Source organism: uncultured Leifsonia sp. (assembly GCF_945957465.1).
Taxonomy (GTDB): domain Bacteria; phylum Actinomycetota; class Actinomycetes; order Actinomycetales; family Microbacteriaceae; genus Leifsonia.
Genome location: NZ_CAMFLC010000063.1, coordinates 1 through 14,805, shown reverse-complemented (window position 1 = coordinate 14,805; position 14,805 = coordinate 1). Strand labels below are relative to the sequence as shown.

The following is a 14,805-nucleotide window of genomic DNA, read 5'->3' as shown; positions in this document are numbered from 1 at the left end:
GCGATGCACGTGGCACCACAAGTCAGTTGTCACCTACCGCTGCACCAGTCCCTTTCTGCCGCATCTATTGTCTGGATTCCAGCAGCGACAGTCACGGTGGCAGCTTGTGCCACTTCTATTGGAGCTGATGTGCAACAGGGAGCCGCACTTGCATCCTTCACCAACCTGTCCCCTAACGTCTCGATAGTCGAACAGCCAACGGATCTTCTCCCCGGCGATCGGATCGTGAAAATTGGGGACGCTCAGTTCAAGGTCGATTCGGGTGGTGACATTCATGTCCAAGATGTCAGCCTGTTGGGTGTGGGCACCGCGCCGAATTCGTCCGATTCGAATACAAGACTTATCGACGCTCAGATCCTTCTCGCGGACCCAATCACTGTTTCCGTAGTCCCACCGAGCGCTGTTTATGACGTGCAAGGAACAGACGGCTGTGTCTCATCCAAAGGGGTTGGGTATCACGTCCACATTCTCGGCTCTCAACTCGGTGTGATGCTGATCAATTTCGCTGAAGGACAAACACCGAAGCATGTGGACACGCCAGCGAATCGTTCTCCATCATGCACGTAGTTCTCTCCAACGTCGGCCACAAATTCGAGAGAGGTCCGTGGCTCTTTCGGAATCTCAACGAAGAACTGACATCAGGACACGTCTATTCACTGACCGGCCCGTCCGGAACCGGAAAAAGCACGCTTCTCGCCTTGCTTGCTCAATGGCTCACGCCGGCAGAAGGCACGATCACCTTCCCCGAGCAGCTACGCGTGAGCTGGGTATTCCAGAATCCATATGGCACCCCTCATCGGTCGGCACGCGACCATGTGGCACTTCCCTACCTCGCGAAGGGGCAGTCTCCTCAGGAGGCGGACATCAACGCTGACTGCATGCTCGACAACTTCGGACTACTTCCACTCGCACGCAGACCGTTCCACGAGCTGTCCGGTGGCGAGGCACAACGACTGATGCTTGCCCGGGGCCTCGCTTCCAGTCCCGATCTGTTTCTCATCGACGAACCGACAGCTCAACTAGACCGAGAAACAGCAGCGACCGTCAACGCATCAATTCGCGCCATCGCTGCCACCGAGACGATAGCAGTTGTAGCGACTCACGACCTCGACACCCGCGACGCTTGTACTGCCCACCTGCGGTTGAACGGTAATCACGCTGACGAGGCTAAAGAGTGAGAGTCGACGCGATACTCCGTGAGGCGTGGCGGAATATCTCAACGGGAACAGCACGCACGCGTGGCTTGGCCCTGTCGGCAGTCGTTGTAGTCGCTCTCGTCGTTGCTTCTGATATTTTCTCAATACATCAACTATTGGAGCGTGGTCGGGAATACCGCCGAAGCGGGGCCTCTGTTTCGATCCTGACGGCAGAAGGGCGTGTGGACGGCACACGTTGCGATCGCCTTTCTGAAATCCCGGGCGTGCGGGCATCGGGAGCCTTGCGGACAACGACAGTCAAGGTCAAACCAAACGTCTTACCGCGCGCACCCATACCTGTAAGCGACGCTTCACCAGGATTCGTAGATGTAGTGGGGGCAAACCCAATCGGGGCCGGTGTACTTCTGGGCCCCGAGGCCTCCGTAGCGCTCGGGTTGGATAGCCAAGGACTCATTGCCACTCCTTCGACGAACGTACGAGTTGCCGGCACCTACGCCTACCCCGACGACGGAAGAAGGCCGGGATACTCGTATGCAGCCATCGCCATCACAAACTCAACAGAACCCTTCGATGAGTGCTGGATAGATACGTGGCCCGCAAAAGACATGACAACAGCTCTACTTTCGACGATGTACGTGTCGAGCGATATATCCAGACAACCCACAATTTCCCAATTGAATCCGGTCCACGGAGAATCATTCGACGGCAACGCGCAGTTTCAGCAGAGAATCACGCGCTTTGCAGGCGCCTGCGCAGCGATCGGAGGAGTAGCGCTGGGACTGATCAGTGTGCGCACCAGGCGGCTTCCGCTCGCATCCGCGCTTCACGCGGGCGTACCTCAGGGGGCACTACTGGCAATCACGACCCTCGAGACGTTGGCATGGACCGCTGTTTCGGCAACCCTCGTCGTTCCGATAACGATATTGATTTCAGAAACCCTCGGCGAAGGCACCACACTTGTGCCCAGCCTTTCCGCTGCATTCCCATTGTGGATTGGCGCCTTCGCTGGCGCTTGGCTTGGCGTTGCCACCATCAGGGAGCATCACCTGTTCAACTACTTCAAAACGCGCTGACACGGTGGGAGCCTGGCCCGGTCTTCCGGACACGGTGTTGTGTTGATCATGCCGCCTTCTGCCCCGTCTGCCAGACCTGACCCGGAGCGCGCGAGGGGCACGTCGTCGTCCCCTTCGGTGCGCGAAGGGGACAACGACGCGCCCCTCGGTGGATGGCAGCGCGCGTTACGCGGCGGCCTCCTCGTCGTCCGCAGCCGCGGAGGACTCGCGCACGGTCGCGAGCGCGGCCGACCACGACTCGAGCTGGTCGAAGAGCGGGGTGAGCCCCGCCTCCTGCGCTGCGGTCGGCTTGAGCGACCAGTTCTCGAAGTCGTGCTGGAGGCTCAGCCCGACGAACGCGCTGACCGTCGCGACCTGCAGCTGCGAGAGCACCAGGCGCAGGTGCTCGACCGCGCGGGCGCCGCCGAAGACGCCGTAGCTGACGAAGCCGGCCGCCTTGTTGTACCACTCGGAACCGACGAAGTCGATCGCGTTCTTGAGGGCACCCGAGGTGCTGTGGTTGTACTCGGGAGTGACGAACAGGTATCCGTCGAACTCGGCGATCTTCGCCGCCCACGCCTTGGTGTGGTCGTTGGCGTACTGCCCCATCGCGGCGGGCATCGGCTCGTCGAGGTGCGGAAGGTTCCATTCGGCGAGGTCGACGAGCTCGTACTCGACGCCCTCGCGCTTCTCGGCGTGCTCGAGCACCCAGCGGGCGACGGACTCCCCGTTGCGGCCCGGGCGCGTGCTGCCGATGATGATGGCGATCCTGGTCATGTCAGCCTTTCAGATTGATGACGTGTCACCCAACGCGAACCCGTCGTGAGGCGGCCCTATTCCCGCGGTTGCGAACATCCGGTGGCCGCTAGGCTCGCGGCATGCCGCACTCGCACGACCGCCGCCGCCGGCGCGAGCCCGATGACGCCCACCTCCCCGCCGACGCCGGCCCGCAGGAACGGCAGGAGGCCGGTGACCGGCTGCGCGAGCGCATCTACGTGACCTTCACGGCCCTCGCGATCCTGATGGCGCTGAACGCGCACGGCGAGCATCTCGACTCCCCGACCGTGCTCTGGACGCTCATCATCTCGGTCGTCGGCGTGCTGCTCGCCGGGCTCGCCTCCGACCTGGTGTCGCACATGATCGTGCATGACACGCTCCCGTCGGCGCGCGAGTTCCGGCACATGCTCGCGGTGGCCTCCCGGGCACTCACGGTGCTCGCCGTGCCCGTGATCGTGCTCGGGCTGGCCTACATCGGTGTGATGCAGGCGCGCACGGCCGTGATCGTGGCGATCTCGGCGCTCATCGCCTCCCTCGCCGTGATCGCCAGGATCGCGGTCTCCCGCACCGGTCTGGCCGGGTGGAAGCAGCTGATCGTCCTCGGCGGCATCGTGCTGCTGGGAGTGATCGTCGTCTTCCTGGAGCAGCTCGCCCACTGATCGCCGGGCGGTGCGCGCCCGCGGAGCCCGTGCAAGGATGGCGTATGCCGACCCTGCGCACGCGACCGGACCCGCGCAAACTCACCGCGGCCGAAGAGGAGCTCTTCCACGAGTTCTACCTGATGAGACGCGGTTTCGACCGTGCTCTCGACGCTCAGCTGCAACACGACGACGGCATCTCGATCTCCGAGCTCGAAGTGCTGATGACGCTCGTCCGCTCGCCTGGGCGGCGCCTGCGGGTGCGCGACCTGGTCGCTCGCACCGGCTGGGAGAAGAGCAGGGTCTCGCACCAGGTCACGCGCATGGCGGCCCGCGGCCTGGTGGAGCGGGAGGACTGCGCCGAAGACCGCAGAGCGACCTGGATCCGGCTGAGCGGGGACGGTCGTCGTGTGCTGGTCCGCGCGCTCCCCAAGCACACCGCGACGATCCGCCGCATCCTGTTCGACGCCCTCAGCGACGAACAGCAGGACGAGTTGCTGGCGATCTCCCGCCGGATGACCGAGGCGATGGCCGGCGAAGCGGGCGTCGGCGACGCCGCTCCGTGAGGCTTCTCGCAGCTCCGCACCGGTCGTAGCCGTGAGCGCGCTGAGAACTGCTCCCGGATCCCCTGCCCATTCCCGGCAACACCGCCGGAAACCAGGCCCTTCGCAGCCGGCGCACTCTAGCGTTCTGGTGTGCGACGCCCGAACTTCCCCCCTGGAGACGACTCCGCCGCCGGCCGCGACGACCGCGAGCCGCCGACGGAGGTCTACGGACGCGTTCCCGCAGCCGACCCGCGCCGGCCGGTGCGGGCGACGCGGCCCGCTTCCGGCGTGCCGTCGGGACGGGGAGCCGGCGCAGGCGCCACGGGCGCTGGAGCATCGGGCGCGGCTCGGGGGGCCGGAGCGAATGCACCCCAGCACGACCCCGCGTTCGACCTGTTCGGACTCTCCGGTTCGCCCGCTGCGGCTCGCACCGACGGTGGCTTCGGCGACGAGGGCGGCGCAGGCGGCGGAGGCCGTGGCAGCGGCGGCCGTGGCAGCGGCGGCCGTGGCGGAGGCGGCGGCCGTGGCGGCCGTGGCGGCACCGGACCGCGCAAACACCGCCGCGCCAAGCGCATCATCGCGTGGACGGCCGGCGCACTCGCCGTCCTCCTCGTGGTCGTGGGCGGGTATGCCGCGTACAGCTACTTCCGTTTCGTCGGCGGCGTGAGCCACGTCGACGTGATCGCGTCACCGGGCAACGGGCAGACCCAGAACATCCTGCTCGTCGGCGACGACCACCGCCCCGACAACGCCACCCAGGCGCAGCTGAACCAGCTCAGCACCACCCAGGACGGCGGCGGCACCAACACGGACACGATGATGATCCTGCACATCCCGGCGAACGGGAAGTCGGCGACCCTCGTCTCGCTCCCCCGCGACTCGTGGGTGAACGTGCCGGGGCACGGCATGAACAAGCTGAACGCGGCGTTCTCGCTCGGCGGCGGTGCGACCGATCCGACCAGCGGCGCCAAGCTGCTCATCCAGACCGTGCACGACCTCACCGGACTGACCATCGACCACTACGTGCGCGTCTCGCTGCTCGGCTTCTACACGATCGCGCAGGCGCTCGGCCCGGTGCAGGTCTGCCTCAACAACGCGGTGGACGACCCGTACTCCGGGGCGAATTTCCCCGCAGGCGTCTCGACGCTGGACGCGAAGCAGGCGCTGTCGTTCGTGCGCCAGCGTCACGGACTGCCGCGCGGCGACCTCGACCGGGTGGTGCGCCAGCAGTACTTCCTCTCGGTCGAGGCGCACAAATTCCTGTCGGCGGGCACGCTGCTCAACCCGGGCAAGCTGACCGCGACGCTGGATGCCGTGAGCGGCTCGCTGGAGACCGACCCCGGACTCAATTTCCTGCAGCTCGCCGGACAGCTGCAAGGGCTCACCGGCGGCAAGATCAAGTCGGCGACGATCCCGATCTCGGGCACTCCGACGATCACGGTGGACGGCGAGGACCTGTCGATCGTCCAGGTGGACACCGCCGCGATGCCCGCCTTCGTGCAGAGCCTGGAAGGCACGCCGTCGGCGTACGACAGCGCGACCGCGGCCAAGCCGGGCGACACCACGGTCACCGTGCTGAACGGCGGCAGCCAGAACGGCGCAGCCGGGACGGCCACGCAGACGTTCGCCGCCGCCGGGTTCAAGACCGGTACGCCGGGCGACGCCGACACCACTGCCACGACCACGATCCGGTACCCGAAGGGTCAGGAGTCGCAGGCGAAGGCGGTCGCTGCCCTCCTCCCCGGCGCGGCCGTGCAGGAGACCAGCAGCGTCACGGGCGTCACGGTGGTCCTCGGCGACGACGGGCTGATGCCGGCCGCGCCCGCTTCGGGGGGCTCCGGCGGCAGCGGAGGCGGCGCCTCCACGGCCCCCGCCCCGTCGCCCACGCCGACGGGTGTCGGCACCAACTACGACTCCAAGGTCTGCATCAACTGACGCGGGCCCGTCGAGTACGCCGACTCTCCGTGTACTCGGCCGTTTCCGGCTGAATTCGGGCGTACTCGAGCGGTGGGGTCGGTCGACGGGGGGGTCGGTCGACGGGGGGGGGTCGGTCGACGGTGGGTCAGTCGAAGAGGCGGCGGAAGACGTTGGTGTCGGCGAGGTCGATAAGCTCGTCGCCGCGGCCCGACATGATCGTGCGCAACGCGTAGAGAGTGAAGCCCTTCACCTGCTCTGCGGTGATCGCCGGCGGGATGCTGAGCTCCTGCCGGGCGGTCACCACGTCGACCAATGCCGGGCCGTCGTGCGCGAACGCCGTGCGCAGCGCGCTCTCGAGCTCATCGGGTTTCTCGACCCGCTGGCCGTGGATGCCGATCGCCTGGGCGACCCGCGCGAAGTCGGGGTTCTCGAGTCCCGTGCCGAAGTTCACGAACCCGGCGGCCTTCATCTCGACCTCCACGAAGTTGAGGGACGAGTTGTTGAAGACCACGATCTTCACGGGCAGCTTGTTCTGCACGAGCGTGAGCAGCTCTCCCATCAGCATCGCCAGGCCGCCGTCGCCCGCCAGGGCGACCACCTGCCGGCCCGGGAACGCCGCCTGCGCGCCGATCGCCTGCGGGAGCGCGTTGGCCATGCTGCCGTGGTTGAACGAGCCGATGAGCCGCCGTGAGCCGTTCATCCGCAGGTAGCGTGCGGCCCACACCACGGGCGAGCCGACGTCCGGGATGAAGACGGCGTCCTCGCTGGAGAGCTCGCTGATCAGGCGAGCGACGTACTGCGGGTGGATCGGCGTGCGATTGCGGTCGTTGACCGCCAGGTCGTCGAGGCTCTTGCGCGCCTTCAGGTAGTGCGAGCGGGAGGACTCCAGGTGCTTGGTGTCGTTGCGGTCCGTCAACAGCGGCAGCAGGGCCTCGACCGTGTCTTTCACGCTGCCCACCAGACCGAGATCGATGGGCGTGCGCCTGCCGAGGTTCTCGCCGCGGCTGTCGACCTGGATGATCTTCGCCTTCGACGGGTAGAACTGCTGGTACGGGAAGTCGGTGCCGAGCATCAGCAAGGCGTCGCAGGCCTCCATCGCGCGGTAGCCGGACGAGAACCCGAGCAGACCGGTCATCCCGACGTCGTACGGATTGTCGTACTCGACGAACTCCTTGCCGCGCATCGCGTGGACGACGGGGGCCCGCAGAGCGCCCGCGATGTCGATCAGCTGCGGGTGAGCACCCTCGACGCCGGCGCCGGCCAGGATGGTCACCCGCTTGGCTGCGTTCAGGATCTCGGCCGCGGCGGCGAGCTCGGCGTCGGCCGGGCGCGTCACGCGCGGGCTGTAGACGACGGGCGCCGAGGGGCGCCGGCCGGCGCTGTCCTTGAGGAAGATCTCCCCGGGGATGACGACGACGGCGACGCCGCGCCGCTCGATCGCCGTGCGCATGGCGATCTCGAGGACGCGCGGCAGCTGCTCGGGGAGGCTGACCAGCTCGGTGTAGACGGCCGCCTCGCGGAACAGGTCCTGCGGGTGCGTCTCCTGGAAGTAGGTGCTGCCGATCTCCGGACCGGGGATCTGCGCCGCGATCGCGAGCACGGGCACACGGCTGCGGTTGGCGTCGAAGAGGCCGTTGATGAGGTGGAGGTTGCCCGGTCCGCAGCTGCCGGCGCAGACGGCCAGCTCTCCCGTCAACGCCGCCTCGGCGGCGGCGGCGAAAGCGGCGGCCTCCTCGTGCCGGACGTGCTCCCAGGTGATGCCGTCGGACCGGCGCAGAGCGTCGGTGAAGCCGTTGAGCGAGTCCCCCGGCAGACCGTAGACGCGCCGGACTCCCGCCTCCCGGATGATCTGGACCATGGTGTCGGCGACGGTTGTCATCTGGCGTCCCTCTCTTCGGCACGATGATCGTCGAGCACGGTGTCGCGGGCGGCACGGTGCCGACGGTCGATGCGGCGGCGATACGATCACGCTACCCCGGCCGTGGTGCGTCCGTCAGGATCCGCGTGCGCGAAAAACCGCACATCACGTACCGAGGCGGTGGCATTAATGTGATCCCGTCATGGTCACCCAACCGCGCGCCCTCGTCACGCGCGACGCCATCATCCGCGGCGCCGCCGAGGTCTTCGGCGCCCGCGGATACGGCCTGGCCTCCATCGCCGACATCGCGGCCGCCGCCGGACTCACGAAGGGGGCGCTCTACTTCCACTTCGCCTCCAAGGACGAGCTCGCGTTCGCGGTGATCGCCGAGCAGCATCGCCGCACCATGGCGGCCTCGGCCGCGATCTTGGCCGAGGCGCGGCCCGCGCTCGAGTCGTTGATCCTGCTGAGCCGCAGCCTCGGGCACCAGCTGCTCGAGGACCCGGTGGTCCAGGCGGGCATCCGCCTGACCACCGACGTCGCGTCGGCGGATCAGCCGGTCGTCGAGCCCTACGAGGAGTGGTTCGCCGCGATCGAGGAGCTCACCCGACGCGCCATCCAGGAGGGCGACGTGTCGGCGCGGGTGGATCCCGCGATGTTCGCGCACTTCGTCTCGCCCGCGTTCACCGGGGTGCAGTTGGTCTCGGCCACGCTGACGGCGCACGCAGATCTGCTCCAGCGGCTGCGGGAGATGTGGGTCGTGCTGCTGCCGGGAATCGTGGCGGACGGCCGCCTCGACGCGTTGCGCGAGCTGCCGGACCTCATCGTGCAGTGAGCACCGGGGAATCGCCCGACCGACATCCCCCCAGGTGCCGAAGCATGTACGTCGGTCGGGCGTCCACCCCCCGCACGGCTATATTACATGCATAACCGGTCGATCGGTTTGTTTCCCGGCGCCGGCGCCCCGGCCCGCACGCACCCGGGCGCACCGCCGTCGTCGGTTAGAATCGCTCCTGGGGGAGCCGCGCGAGCGGCCAGCGAATCGCGCACCACGGGGAGGTCGTCGTTGTCGGCACGGACGAAACAGAAGAAGCGGGCGTCGATGCGCCTGGTCTACATCGACTTCTGGTCCGCGCTCAAGATGTCGTTCCTGATCAGCCTGGTGATCGCCGTGATCATCGTCGCGCTCACCCTGTTGCTCTGGTCGGTGCTCGACAAGGTCGGCCTGGTGTCCATGCTGACCACCTTCCTCGAAAGCGTCGCGGGAGCGCAGGGCGCCTCGCTCGTCTCCGGGCTGACGTTCGCCAACGTCATGACCTTCACGCTCGTCGTGGCGCTGCTGGAGGTCATCGTGGTCTCCGCCCTCGGCGCCATCTTCGCCGCCCTGTTCAACCTCGCGACCAACGTGGTGGGCGGCTGGAAGGTCACGTTCGGGAGCGACTGACCTCGCCGCCGGTGCCGCCCGCGGGAGTGCGTCCGGGCGCCAGGCGTTCGAGACCGCCGACCAGCAGGTCTGCGCCGAAGGCGAAGGCCGCCGCCGAGTCGGACCGATCCAGCGGATCCGCGGCCTGCCCCGTGGCGAGAACGCCGATGCTGTCGAACTGCATCCGCTGCTGCTCGTGCGACACGTGGCCGAGCACGAAGTGCAGCAGCGCGGTGGCCGCGCGGTCGGAGGTCTCCGCGTCGAATCCGCCGGCCGCGGCCGCCTCGGCGAGCCGCCGCTGCGCCGCCGCGTCGCCGAGGCCGAGGGCGTAGGTGCTGGCGACGACCTCCGCTCCGTCGCGGTAGGCGAGCAGCGCGTCGCGGAGGGCGGCCGCCTCCGCGCGGAGACGGTCGGGCCAGCCGAGACCGGCGGCCGCCGACGAGGGGGCGGCCCCGCGCGCGACGATGCGGTCGGCGAGTTCGGCGAGCAGCGTCTGCTTGTTCGGGAAGTGCCAGTACAGCGCGCTCGGCTGCACGTCGAGGGCGGCGGCGAGGCGCCGCATCGTGAGATCGGGAAGCCCGTAGTCGTCCAGGATGCGCAGGGCGGTCTCCGCCACGTCGTCGCGGGTGTGCCTGCGTCCGCTTTCGTTCCCCGTCACGTCTCCACTATAGTGAACGCTGTTCAGGTGAACACCGTTCAGGTGCAGACCGCGCTCCCGAAGGACTACCCATGACCGACTCCCACCCCACGGCCCGCGCGGCCCGCACGGCCCGCACGCGCCGGCTCGACGCGACCGACCTGGCACGGGTCGCCGTCGCCGCCGCGATCGTCGCCGTGCTCGGCCTCCCCGGCAGCTTCAGCGTGTTCGGCGCCGTTCCGATCACCGCTCAGACGCTCGGCGTGATGCTCGCCGGCGCCCTGCTCGGCCCGTGGCTCGGGGCGCTGTCGATGACCGTCCTGCTCGCCCTTGTTGCGGTGGGCCTCCCCCTGCTGGCGGGAGGCCGCGGCGGTGTCGGCGTCTTCGTCGGCCCGTCGGCGGGCTACCTGTTCGGCTGGATCGTCGGCGCGTTCGTGATCGGGCTGATCGTGCACGCGGGAGGCCGCAAGCCGGTCGTCTGGCGCACCCTGCTGGGCGTGGTGGTCGGCGGGATCCTCGTCGTCTACGCCATCGGCATCCCGGTGCAGAGCCTGATCACCCGGCTGCCGCTCGCCGAGACCGCGCTCACCAGCCTCGTGTTCGTTCCGGGCGACCTGGTGAAGGCGGTCATCGCGACCGCCGTGGTGACCACGCTGGTGCGGGCCTACCCGCGGGCGTTCCGGCGCACCTGGGCGAGCGCACGCGGCGCCGCGGCAGCGCCGGCCCCCGACCGGGACGGCGCGCCGGTCGCGTGACCGCGGTCGTGCCCCTCCACGACGACGACCCGGCGCTGCTCGCGCGCCTGGCGTCGGTGCGCGGTGCCGGCGACGTGCCGCTCGTCCTCGATGCCCGGCGTCCGCCCGCGCAGCTGCGAGCGGCGGTAGCGACGACGACGCGCGCGGACCTGGGCGGCATCGGCTGGGTGACGCTCACCTCCGGCAGCAGCGGGGAACCGCGCGTCGTGCTGCGCACGCCGGAGTCGTGGGAGCAGTCGTTCGCCGCGGTGGCGGACCTGCTGGCGGCGAAGTCGCCGGGGACGGAGTCGCCGGGGACGGACGGCCCCGGTGACGCGGTGGCGCTCCCGGCCCCGGCCTCCTCGTCGCTGACGCTCTTCTCGCTCGCGCACGCACTCGGCGGAGGCCCCCGGCCGCTCCTCGGCGAGACGGCCGCGGCCACGAGCTTCCACGGGACGCCGGAAGGGCTCCGCCACGTCCTCGAGTCGGGAGCGGCGCCCCGCCTCCGCACCGCGCTGGTCGGCGGCTCGCACCTGGATCGGTCCCTGCGCGAACAGGCGGAGGCTGCCGGCGTGCGGGTCACGGCGTACTACGGCGCGGCCGAGCTGTCCTTCGTCGCCGTGGACCGCGGCGACGGGCTGGCCCCGTTCCCCGGCGTGGACGTGCGCGTGGTCGACGGCGAGCTCTGGGTCCGGTCGCCGTACGCCGCGCGCGGCTACGCGGGAGCGGGCGGGCCGCTGCGGCGGGACGGCGCATGGGCGACGGTCGGCGACCGCGCAGAGCTGGTGCCCGGGGCCGGAGGCGCCCGGCGGATCCGGCTGCTCGGTCGCGCCGACGGCGCCATCCTCAGCGCCTCCGCGACGATCGTCCCCGCCGAGGTGGAGGCGGCGTTGCGCAGCGTGCCGGGGGTTCACGATGCGGTGGTCTTCGGCCTCCCCGCCGGACGCATCGGCTCGCTGGTCGCGGCGCTGATCGAACCCTCGGGTGCGACGCTCTCGCTCGCCGCCCTGCGCGCGGCGGCCGCCGAACGGCTGGCGCCCGCGCACCGGCCGCGCCGCTGGTATCTCGGCACCCTTCCCCGCACCGTGTCGGGCAAGCCGGCGCGGGCGGAAGCCGTGCGCCAGGTCCGCGACGGGGAGGTGCGCCCGCTTGAACGGTGACAACCCCGATCCGCCCGTCGTCATCGCCGCCCGCCGCACGCCGATCGCGACGCGCGGGCGCGCCCTCGCCGGCGTCCGCGTGCACGAACTGGCGGCACCGGTGCTGCGGGCAGCGCTCCACGACGCCGAGCTCGCGACTGGCGAGTCCGTCCCCATCGCCGACGTGCTGCTGGGCAACTGCATGGGTCCCGGCGGCAACCCCGCACGACTCGCCGCCCTCGCGGCCGGGCTCGACCCCGCCATCCCCGGGGGGACGGTCGACCGGCAGTGCGGCAGCGGCCTCGCCGCCATCCTCGACGCCGCAGCGGCCATTCGGGCGGGGGACCGCAGGGCGCGGCTCGCCGGCGGCGCGGAGAGCGCCTCCACCGCCCCCGTCCGCTCGATCGACGGCGTGCCGTACGACCGGGCGCCGTTCGCGCCGGCCGGCTTCCCCGACCCCGACATGGTGCGGGCGGCCGAAGATCTCGCCGCCCTCGACGGCCTCCGGCGGGAGCGCCTGGACGCCCACGCAGCGCGCAGCCACGCGCGCGCCCGCCACGCCTCCGCCGCCGGTCGCTTCGCCGCCGAACTGGTGCCCGTCGCCGGTCTCGACCACGACGACGCCGTCGGCGCCGGTGAGCGCGTGCTCCCCCGGCTCCCTGCACTGTTCCCGGGCGGGGCCCTCACCGCAGGCACCTCCACCCGGATCGGCGACGGCGCGGCGGCCGTCGTCGTCGCGCCGTCGGGAGCGGCGCCCGGGCTCGCGCTGCGGGCCGGCGCGATCGTGGGCGGCGACCCCGCGCTGCCCGGCCTGGGCGCGGCGCAGGCGATCCTGCGGGTACTGGAGGCCGCGGGCGCCGCCATCGGCGACGTGGCGGCGATCGAGCTGGTCGAGGCCTTCGCGCCGCAGAGCATCGCCGTGCTGGACCGCCTCGGAGTGGCCGACGACGACCCGCGCGTGTGCGCGGACGGCGGCGCGCTCGCCCTCGGGCACCCGTGGGGTGCGAGCGGCGCCGTGGCGGTCGTGCGGCTGTTCAGCCGCTTGGTCCGCGGGGGTGCCCCGGCCGGAACGTCGGGGGTCGCCGCCGCGTCGGTCGGAGGCGGCCTCGGTGTCGCCGCGATGTTCGAGGTGGTGCGATGAGCGCCCTGCGGCTCACCGGGGTCGGCGTCCGCCTCGGCGAGGTCGACGCCCTCCGCGACGTGCACCTCGACCTCGACGCGCGCACGGTCGCGGTGATCGGCGAGAACGGGTCGGGCAAGTCCACCTTCGCGCGGCTGCTCGGCGGCCTGGTGCCGGCCTCCTCGGGCGAGCTGCGCATCCTCGGGCTCGACCCGTCCCGGAACGCCGGCGAGCTCCGGCGCCGGACGGCCGTGGTGTTCAGCAATCCCGACGCGCAGATCATCATGCCGACCGTGCGGGAGGACGTCGCCTTCTCGCTCCGTCCCGAGCGGCTCGGGCGCGAGGGCACGGCGGCGCGCGTCGCGGAGTTCCTCGACCGCTACGGCCTCACGGCGCTCGCGGACAGGCCCTCCCACGATCTCTCGGGCGGTCAGAAGCAGTTGCTCGCGCTGTGCGGGGCGTTCGTGAGGCGCCCGGAGCTGGTGGTCGCCGACGAGCCGACCGCCTACCTCGACGCCAGGAACGCACGTCGCGTCGCCGACCACCTGCTCGAGGACGCCGGGCACCGGCTGGTCCTCGTCACGCACGATCTGTCGCTCGCAGCGCGCTGCGACGTCGCCGTGCTGTTCGCCGGCGGGACGGTGGAGGCCATCGGTGAGCCGGCATCGGTCGTCGCCGAGTACGAGCGCCTTCTCGCCGACGGGAGCCTGCCGTGCTGACCCTGTACCGTCCCGGTTCCGGGCCTCTGCACCGGATGCCCGCCGGCCCGAAGCTGCTGCTGGTCATCGCCGTGGTGCTCGGGGTCTCGCTGCTGCCCGCCACCTGGGCGGGCGCCGCGGTCGCGGCGATCGTGCCGCTGCCGGCGTACGCCGCCGCGGGCCTCGGCGACGGTCTGCTCGGGATGCGCGAACTCGGCCGCCAGGTGCTCGCCGTACGCTGGGTGATCGTGATCACGATGGCCGGTCAGCTGCTCTTCCTCGGCCCCGAGCCGGCGGTCGCCAACACGGCCCGGGTGACCTCGGCGATCGTCCTGGCCGCCCTGCTGGTGCTGACGACGCGCGTCGCCGACCTCCTCGACGCCCTCGAACGCGGACTCCGCCCGCTCGCCGCCGTGCGCGTCGACCCGGCGCGGACGGCCCTGCTGCTCACGGTCACGCTGAGCACGGTGCCGGTGCTCGCCGGGCTCGCCCGCGACGTGCGCGACGCGCAACGTGCGCGCGGCGCCCGGGCAGGGCTGCGCGCGTTCGCCGTGCCGTTCCTGGTGCTGGCGTTCAAGCACGCGGACGAGCTCGGAGACGCACTCACCGCACGGGGTGTGCGATGAGCACGGGCCAGGAGCGCACCGGCGCTTCCGCTCGGCCGGCCGTGCTCGGCCCGACGATCGACGATCAGACCCGCTGCGTGCACTACGGCACGCCGCTCGACGTCATCGCCATCCGCTTCGCCTGCTGCGGCGAGTTCTACCCGTGCCACCTCTGCCACGCCGAGACCGCGGACCATCCGGCGCGGCAGTGGCCGCTCGCGCAGCGCGACGAGCGTGCCGTGCTGTGCGGGGTGTGCGGCGAGACGCTGACGATAGCGGACTACCTGGACGCCGACGCCTGCCCCGCCTGCCACGCCCCGTTCAACCCCGGCTGCAAGCTGCACACCGAGCTCTACTTCGAGGTGTGACCTCCACTCGCGATTCGTGACGAATCACGGGATTCGTGGCACGAATGTCGGGATTCGTGACGAAACTCGACGCGGGCGGGAGGGTGGAGTCGACGGGCCGCGGCCGGGGGTGGCGCCGGGCGGCGGAGCAACGGGGA

At 70.4% G+C, this 14,805-nt stretch carries 17 protein-coding genes; 14 read left to right on the top strand and 3 right to left on the bottom strand.

Annotated features, from left to right (window positions below; translation table 11 throughout):
- The 3 genes from Q0Q23_RS18025 to Q0Q23_RS18015 all read left to right on the top strand — a co-directional run.
- Positions 1–567: hypothetical protein (locus tag Q0Q23_RS18025; protein ID WP_295127435.1), on the top strand; the 567-nt coding region annotated here is incomplete at its 5' end.
- Positions 558–1,178: an ATP-binding cassette domain-containing protein gene (locus Q0Q23_RS18020; protein WP_295127432.1), complete on the top strand. Its 621-nt coding sequence runs from the start codon at positions 558–560 to the stop codon at positions 1,176–1,178. The genes Q0Q23_RS18025 and Q0Q23_RS18020, both read left to right, overlap by 10 nt.
- 608 nt (positions 1,179–1,786) lie before the next feature.
- Positions 1,787–2,230 (top strand): hypothetical protein, encoded by a 444-nt coding sequence (locus Q0Q23_RS18015; RefSeq protein WP_295127429.1) that lies wholly within the window; start codon positions 1,787–1,789, stop codon positions 2,228–2,230.
- Between the two features lie 165 nt (positions 2,231–2,395).
- Here Q0Q23_RS18015 and Q0Q23_RS18010 read toward each other — a convergent pair whose 3' ends face one another.
- Positions 2,396–2,986: an NADPH-dependent FMN reductase gene (locus Q0Q23_RS18010; protein WP_295127426.1), complete on the bottom strand. Its 591-nt coding sequence runs from the start codon at positions 2,984–2,986 to the stop codon at positions 2,396–2,398.
- A gap of 101 nt (positions 2,987–3,087) precedes the next feature.
- On the opposite strand from Q0Q23_RS18010, the gene Q0Q23_RS18005 reads away from it, so the two are divergent.
- From Q0Q23_RS18005 to Q0Q23_RS17995, 3 genes are all read left to right on the top strand, one after another.
- The gene (locus Q0Q23_RS18005) at positions 3,088–3,645 is read left to right on the top strand and encodes a hypothetical protein (RefSeq protein ID WP_295127423.1); all 558 of its coding nucleotides are present in this window, start codon (positions 3,088–3,090) and stop codon (positions 3,643–3,645) included.
- A gap of 44 nt (positions 3,646–3,689) precedes the next feature.
- The gene (locus Q0Q23_RS18000; RefSeq protein WP_295127420.1) at positions 3,690–4,190 is read left to right on the top strand and encodes a MarR family winged helix-turn-helix transcriptional regulator; all 501 of its coding nucleotides are present in this window, start codon (positions 3,690–3,692) and stop codon (positions 4,188–4,190) included.
- Positions 4,191–4,319: 129 nt separating this feature from the next.
- Positions 4,320–6,104, top strand: a complete 1,785-nt coding sequence (locus Q0Q23_RS17995; protein ID WP_295127417.1) for an LCP family protein — start codon at positions 4,320–4,322, stop codon at positions 6,102–6,104.
- A gap of 127 nt (positions 6,105–6,231) precedes the next feature.
- On the opposite strand, the gene poxB is transcribed toward Q0Q23_RS17995, so the two are convergent.
- A complete protein-coding gene (gene poxB / locus Q0Q23_RS17990; RefSeq protein ID WP_295127414.1) occupies positions 6,232–7,965 on the bottom strand; it encodes a ubiquinone-dependent pyruvate dehydrogenase in 1,734 nt (577 codons plus the stop codon).
- A 181-nt stretch (positions 7,966–8,146) separates the two neighbouring features.
- Here poxB and Q0Q23_RS17985 point away from each other — a divergent pair, with 181 nt between their 5' ends.
- Both Q0Q23_RS17985 and Q0Q23_RS17980 read left to right on the top strand, forming a co-directional pair.
- Positions 8,147–8,779, top strand: a complete 633-nt coding sequence (locus tag Q0Q23_RS17985; protein WP_295127411.1) for a ScbR family autoregulator-binding transcription factor — start codon at positions 8,147–8,149, stop codon at positions 8,777–8,779.
- A gap of 267 nt (positions 8,780–9,046) precedes the next feature.
- Complete coding sequence (locus Q0Q23_RS17980; protein WP_295127408.1) at positions 9,047–9,388, top strand: DUF3566 domain-containing protein; 342 nt, start codon at positions 9,047–9,049, stop codon at positions 9,386–9,388.
- On the opposite strand, the gene Q0Q23_RS17975 is transcribed toward Q0Q23_RS17980, so the two are convergent.
- Positions 9,369–10,025, bottom strand: coding sequence for a TetR/AcrR family transcriptional regulator C-terminal domain-containing protein (locus tag Q0Q23_RS17975; protein WP_295127405.1), 657 nt, complete (start codon positions 10,023–10,025; stop codon positions 9,369–9,371). The two genes, Q0Q23_RS17980 and Q0Q23_RS17975, sit on opposite strands and share 20 nt — an antisense overlap.
- A gap of 71 nt (positions 10,026–10,096) precedes the next feature.
- Here Q0Q23_RS17975 and Q0Q23_RS17970 point away from each other — a divergent pair, with 71 nt between their 5' ends.
- From Q0Q23_RS17970 to Q0Q23_RS17945, 6 genes are read left to right on the top strand one after another with little or no spacing between them, the layout of a single operon-like run.
- Positions 10,097–10,759, top strand: a complete 663-nt coding sequence (locus Q0Q23_RS17970; RefSeq protein ID WP_295127402.1) for a biotin transporter BioY — start codon at positions 10,097–10,099, stop codon at positions 10,757–10,759.
- Positions 10,756–11,898 carry an AMP-binding protein gene (locus tag Q0Q23_RS17965; protein ID WP_295127398.1) on the top strand — a complete coding sequence of 381 codons (1,143 nt, stop codon included), beginning with the start codon at positions 10,756–10,758 and terminating at the stop codon, positions 11,896–11,898. The genes Q0Q23_RS17970 and Q0Q23_RS17965 overlap by 4 nt, the downstream gene beginning before the upstream one ends.
- Positions 11,888–13,018: a thiolase family protein gene (locus tag Q0Q23_RS17960; RefSeq protein WP_295127393.1), complete on the top strand. Its 1,131-nt coding sequence runs from the start codon at positions 11,888–11,890 to the stop codon at positions 13,016–13,018. The genes Q0Q23_RS17965 and Q0Q23_RS17960 overlap by 11 nt, the downstream gene beginning before the upstream one ends.
- A complete protein-coding gene (locus Q0Q23_RS17955; protein ID WP_295127390.1) occupies positions 13,015–13,716 on the top strand; it encodes an energy-coupling factor ABC transporter ATP-binding protein in 702 nt (233 codons plus the stop codon). The genes Q0Q23_RS17960 and Q0Q23_RS17955 overlap by 4 nt, the downstream gene beginning before the upstream one ends.
- The gene (locus Q0Q23_RS17950) at positions 13,710–14,321 is read left to right on the top strand and encodes an energy-coupling factor transporter transmembrane protein EcfT (protein ID WP_295127387.1); all 612 of its coding nucleotides are present in this window, start codon (positions 13,710–13,712) and stop codon (positions 14,319–14,321) included. The genes Q0Q23_RS17955 and Q0Q23_RS17950 overlap by 7 nt, the downstream gene beginning before the upstream one ends.
- Positions 14,318–14,668 (top strand): CHY zinc finger protein, encoded by a 351-nt coding sequence (locus Q0Q23_RS17945; protein WP_295127384.1) that lies wholly within the window; start codon positions 14,318–14,320, stop codon positions 14,666–14,668. The genes Q0Q23_RS17950 and Q0Q23_RS17945 overlap by 4 nt, the downstream gene beginning before the upstream one ends.
- The last annotated feature ends 137 nt before the right edge of the window (positions 14,669–14,805 follow it).

Excerpts from the sequence above, each read along its gene's own strand:
- Q0Q23_RS17970 (WP_295127402.1), top strand. The coding sequence starts at position 10,097 with ATGACCGACTCCCACCCCACGGCCCGCGCGGCCCGCACGGCCCGCACG.
- Q0Q23_RS18005 (WP_295127423.1), top strand. The coding sequence starts at position 3,088 with ATGCCGCACTCGCACGACCGCCGCCGCCGGCGCGAGCCCGATGACGCC.
- Q0Q23_RS17985 (WP_295127411.1), top strand. The coding sequence starts at position 8,147 with ATGGTCACCCAACCGCGCGCCCTCGTCACGCGCGACGCCATCATCCGC.
- Q0Q23_RS18000 (WP_295127420.1), top strand. The coding sequence starts at position 3,690 with ATGCCGACCCTGCGCACGCGACCGGACCCGCGCAAACTCACCGCGGCC.
- Q0Q23_RS18015 (WP_295127429.1), top strand. The coding sequence starts at position 1,787 with ATGTACGTGTCGAGCGATATATCCAGACAACCCACAATTTCCCAATTG.
- Q0Q23_RS17955 (WP_295127390.1), top strand. The coding sequence starts at position 13,015 with ATGAGCGCCCTGCGGCTCACCGGGGTCGGCGTCCGCCTCGGCGAGGTC.
- Q0Q23_RS18020 (WP_295127432.1), top strand. The coding sequence starts at position 558 with ATGCACGTAGTTCTCTCCAACGTCGGCCACAAATTCGAGAGAGGTCCG.
- Q0Q23_RS17945 (WP_295127384.1), top strand. The coding sequence starts at position 14,318 with ATGAGCACGGGCCAGGAGCGCACCGGCGCTTCCGCTCGGCCGGCCGTG.
- Q0Q23_RS18010 (WP_295127426.1), bottom strand. The coding sequence starts at position 2,986 with ATGACCAGGATCGCCATCATCATCGGCAGCACGCGCCCGGGCCGCAAC.
- Q0Q23_RS17980 (WP_295127408.1), top strand. The coding sequence starts at position 9,047 with ATGCGCCTGGTCTACATCGACTTCTGGTCCGCGCTCAAGATGTCGTTC.
- poxB (WP_295127414.1), bottom strand. The coding sequence starts at position 7,965 with ATGACAACCGTCGCCGACACCATGGTCCAGATCATCCGGGAGGCGGGA.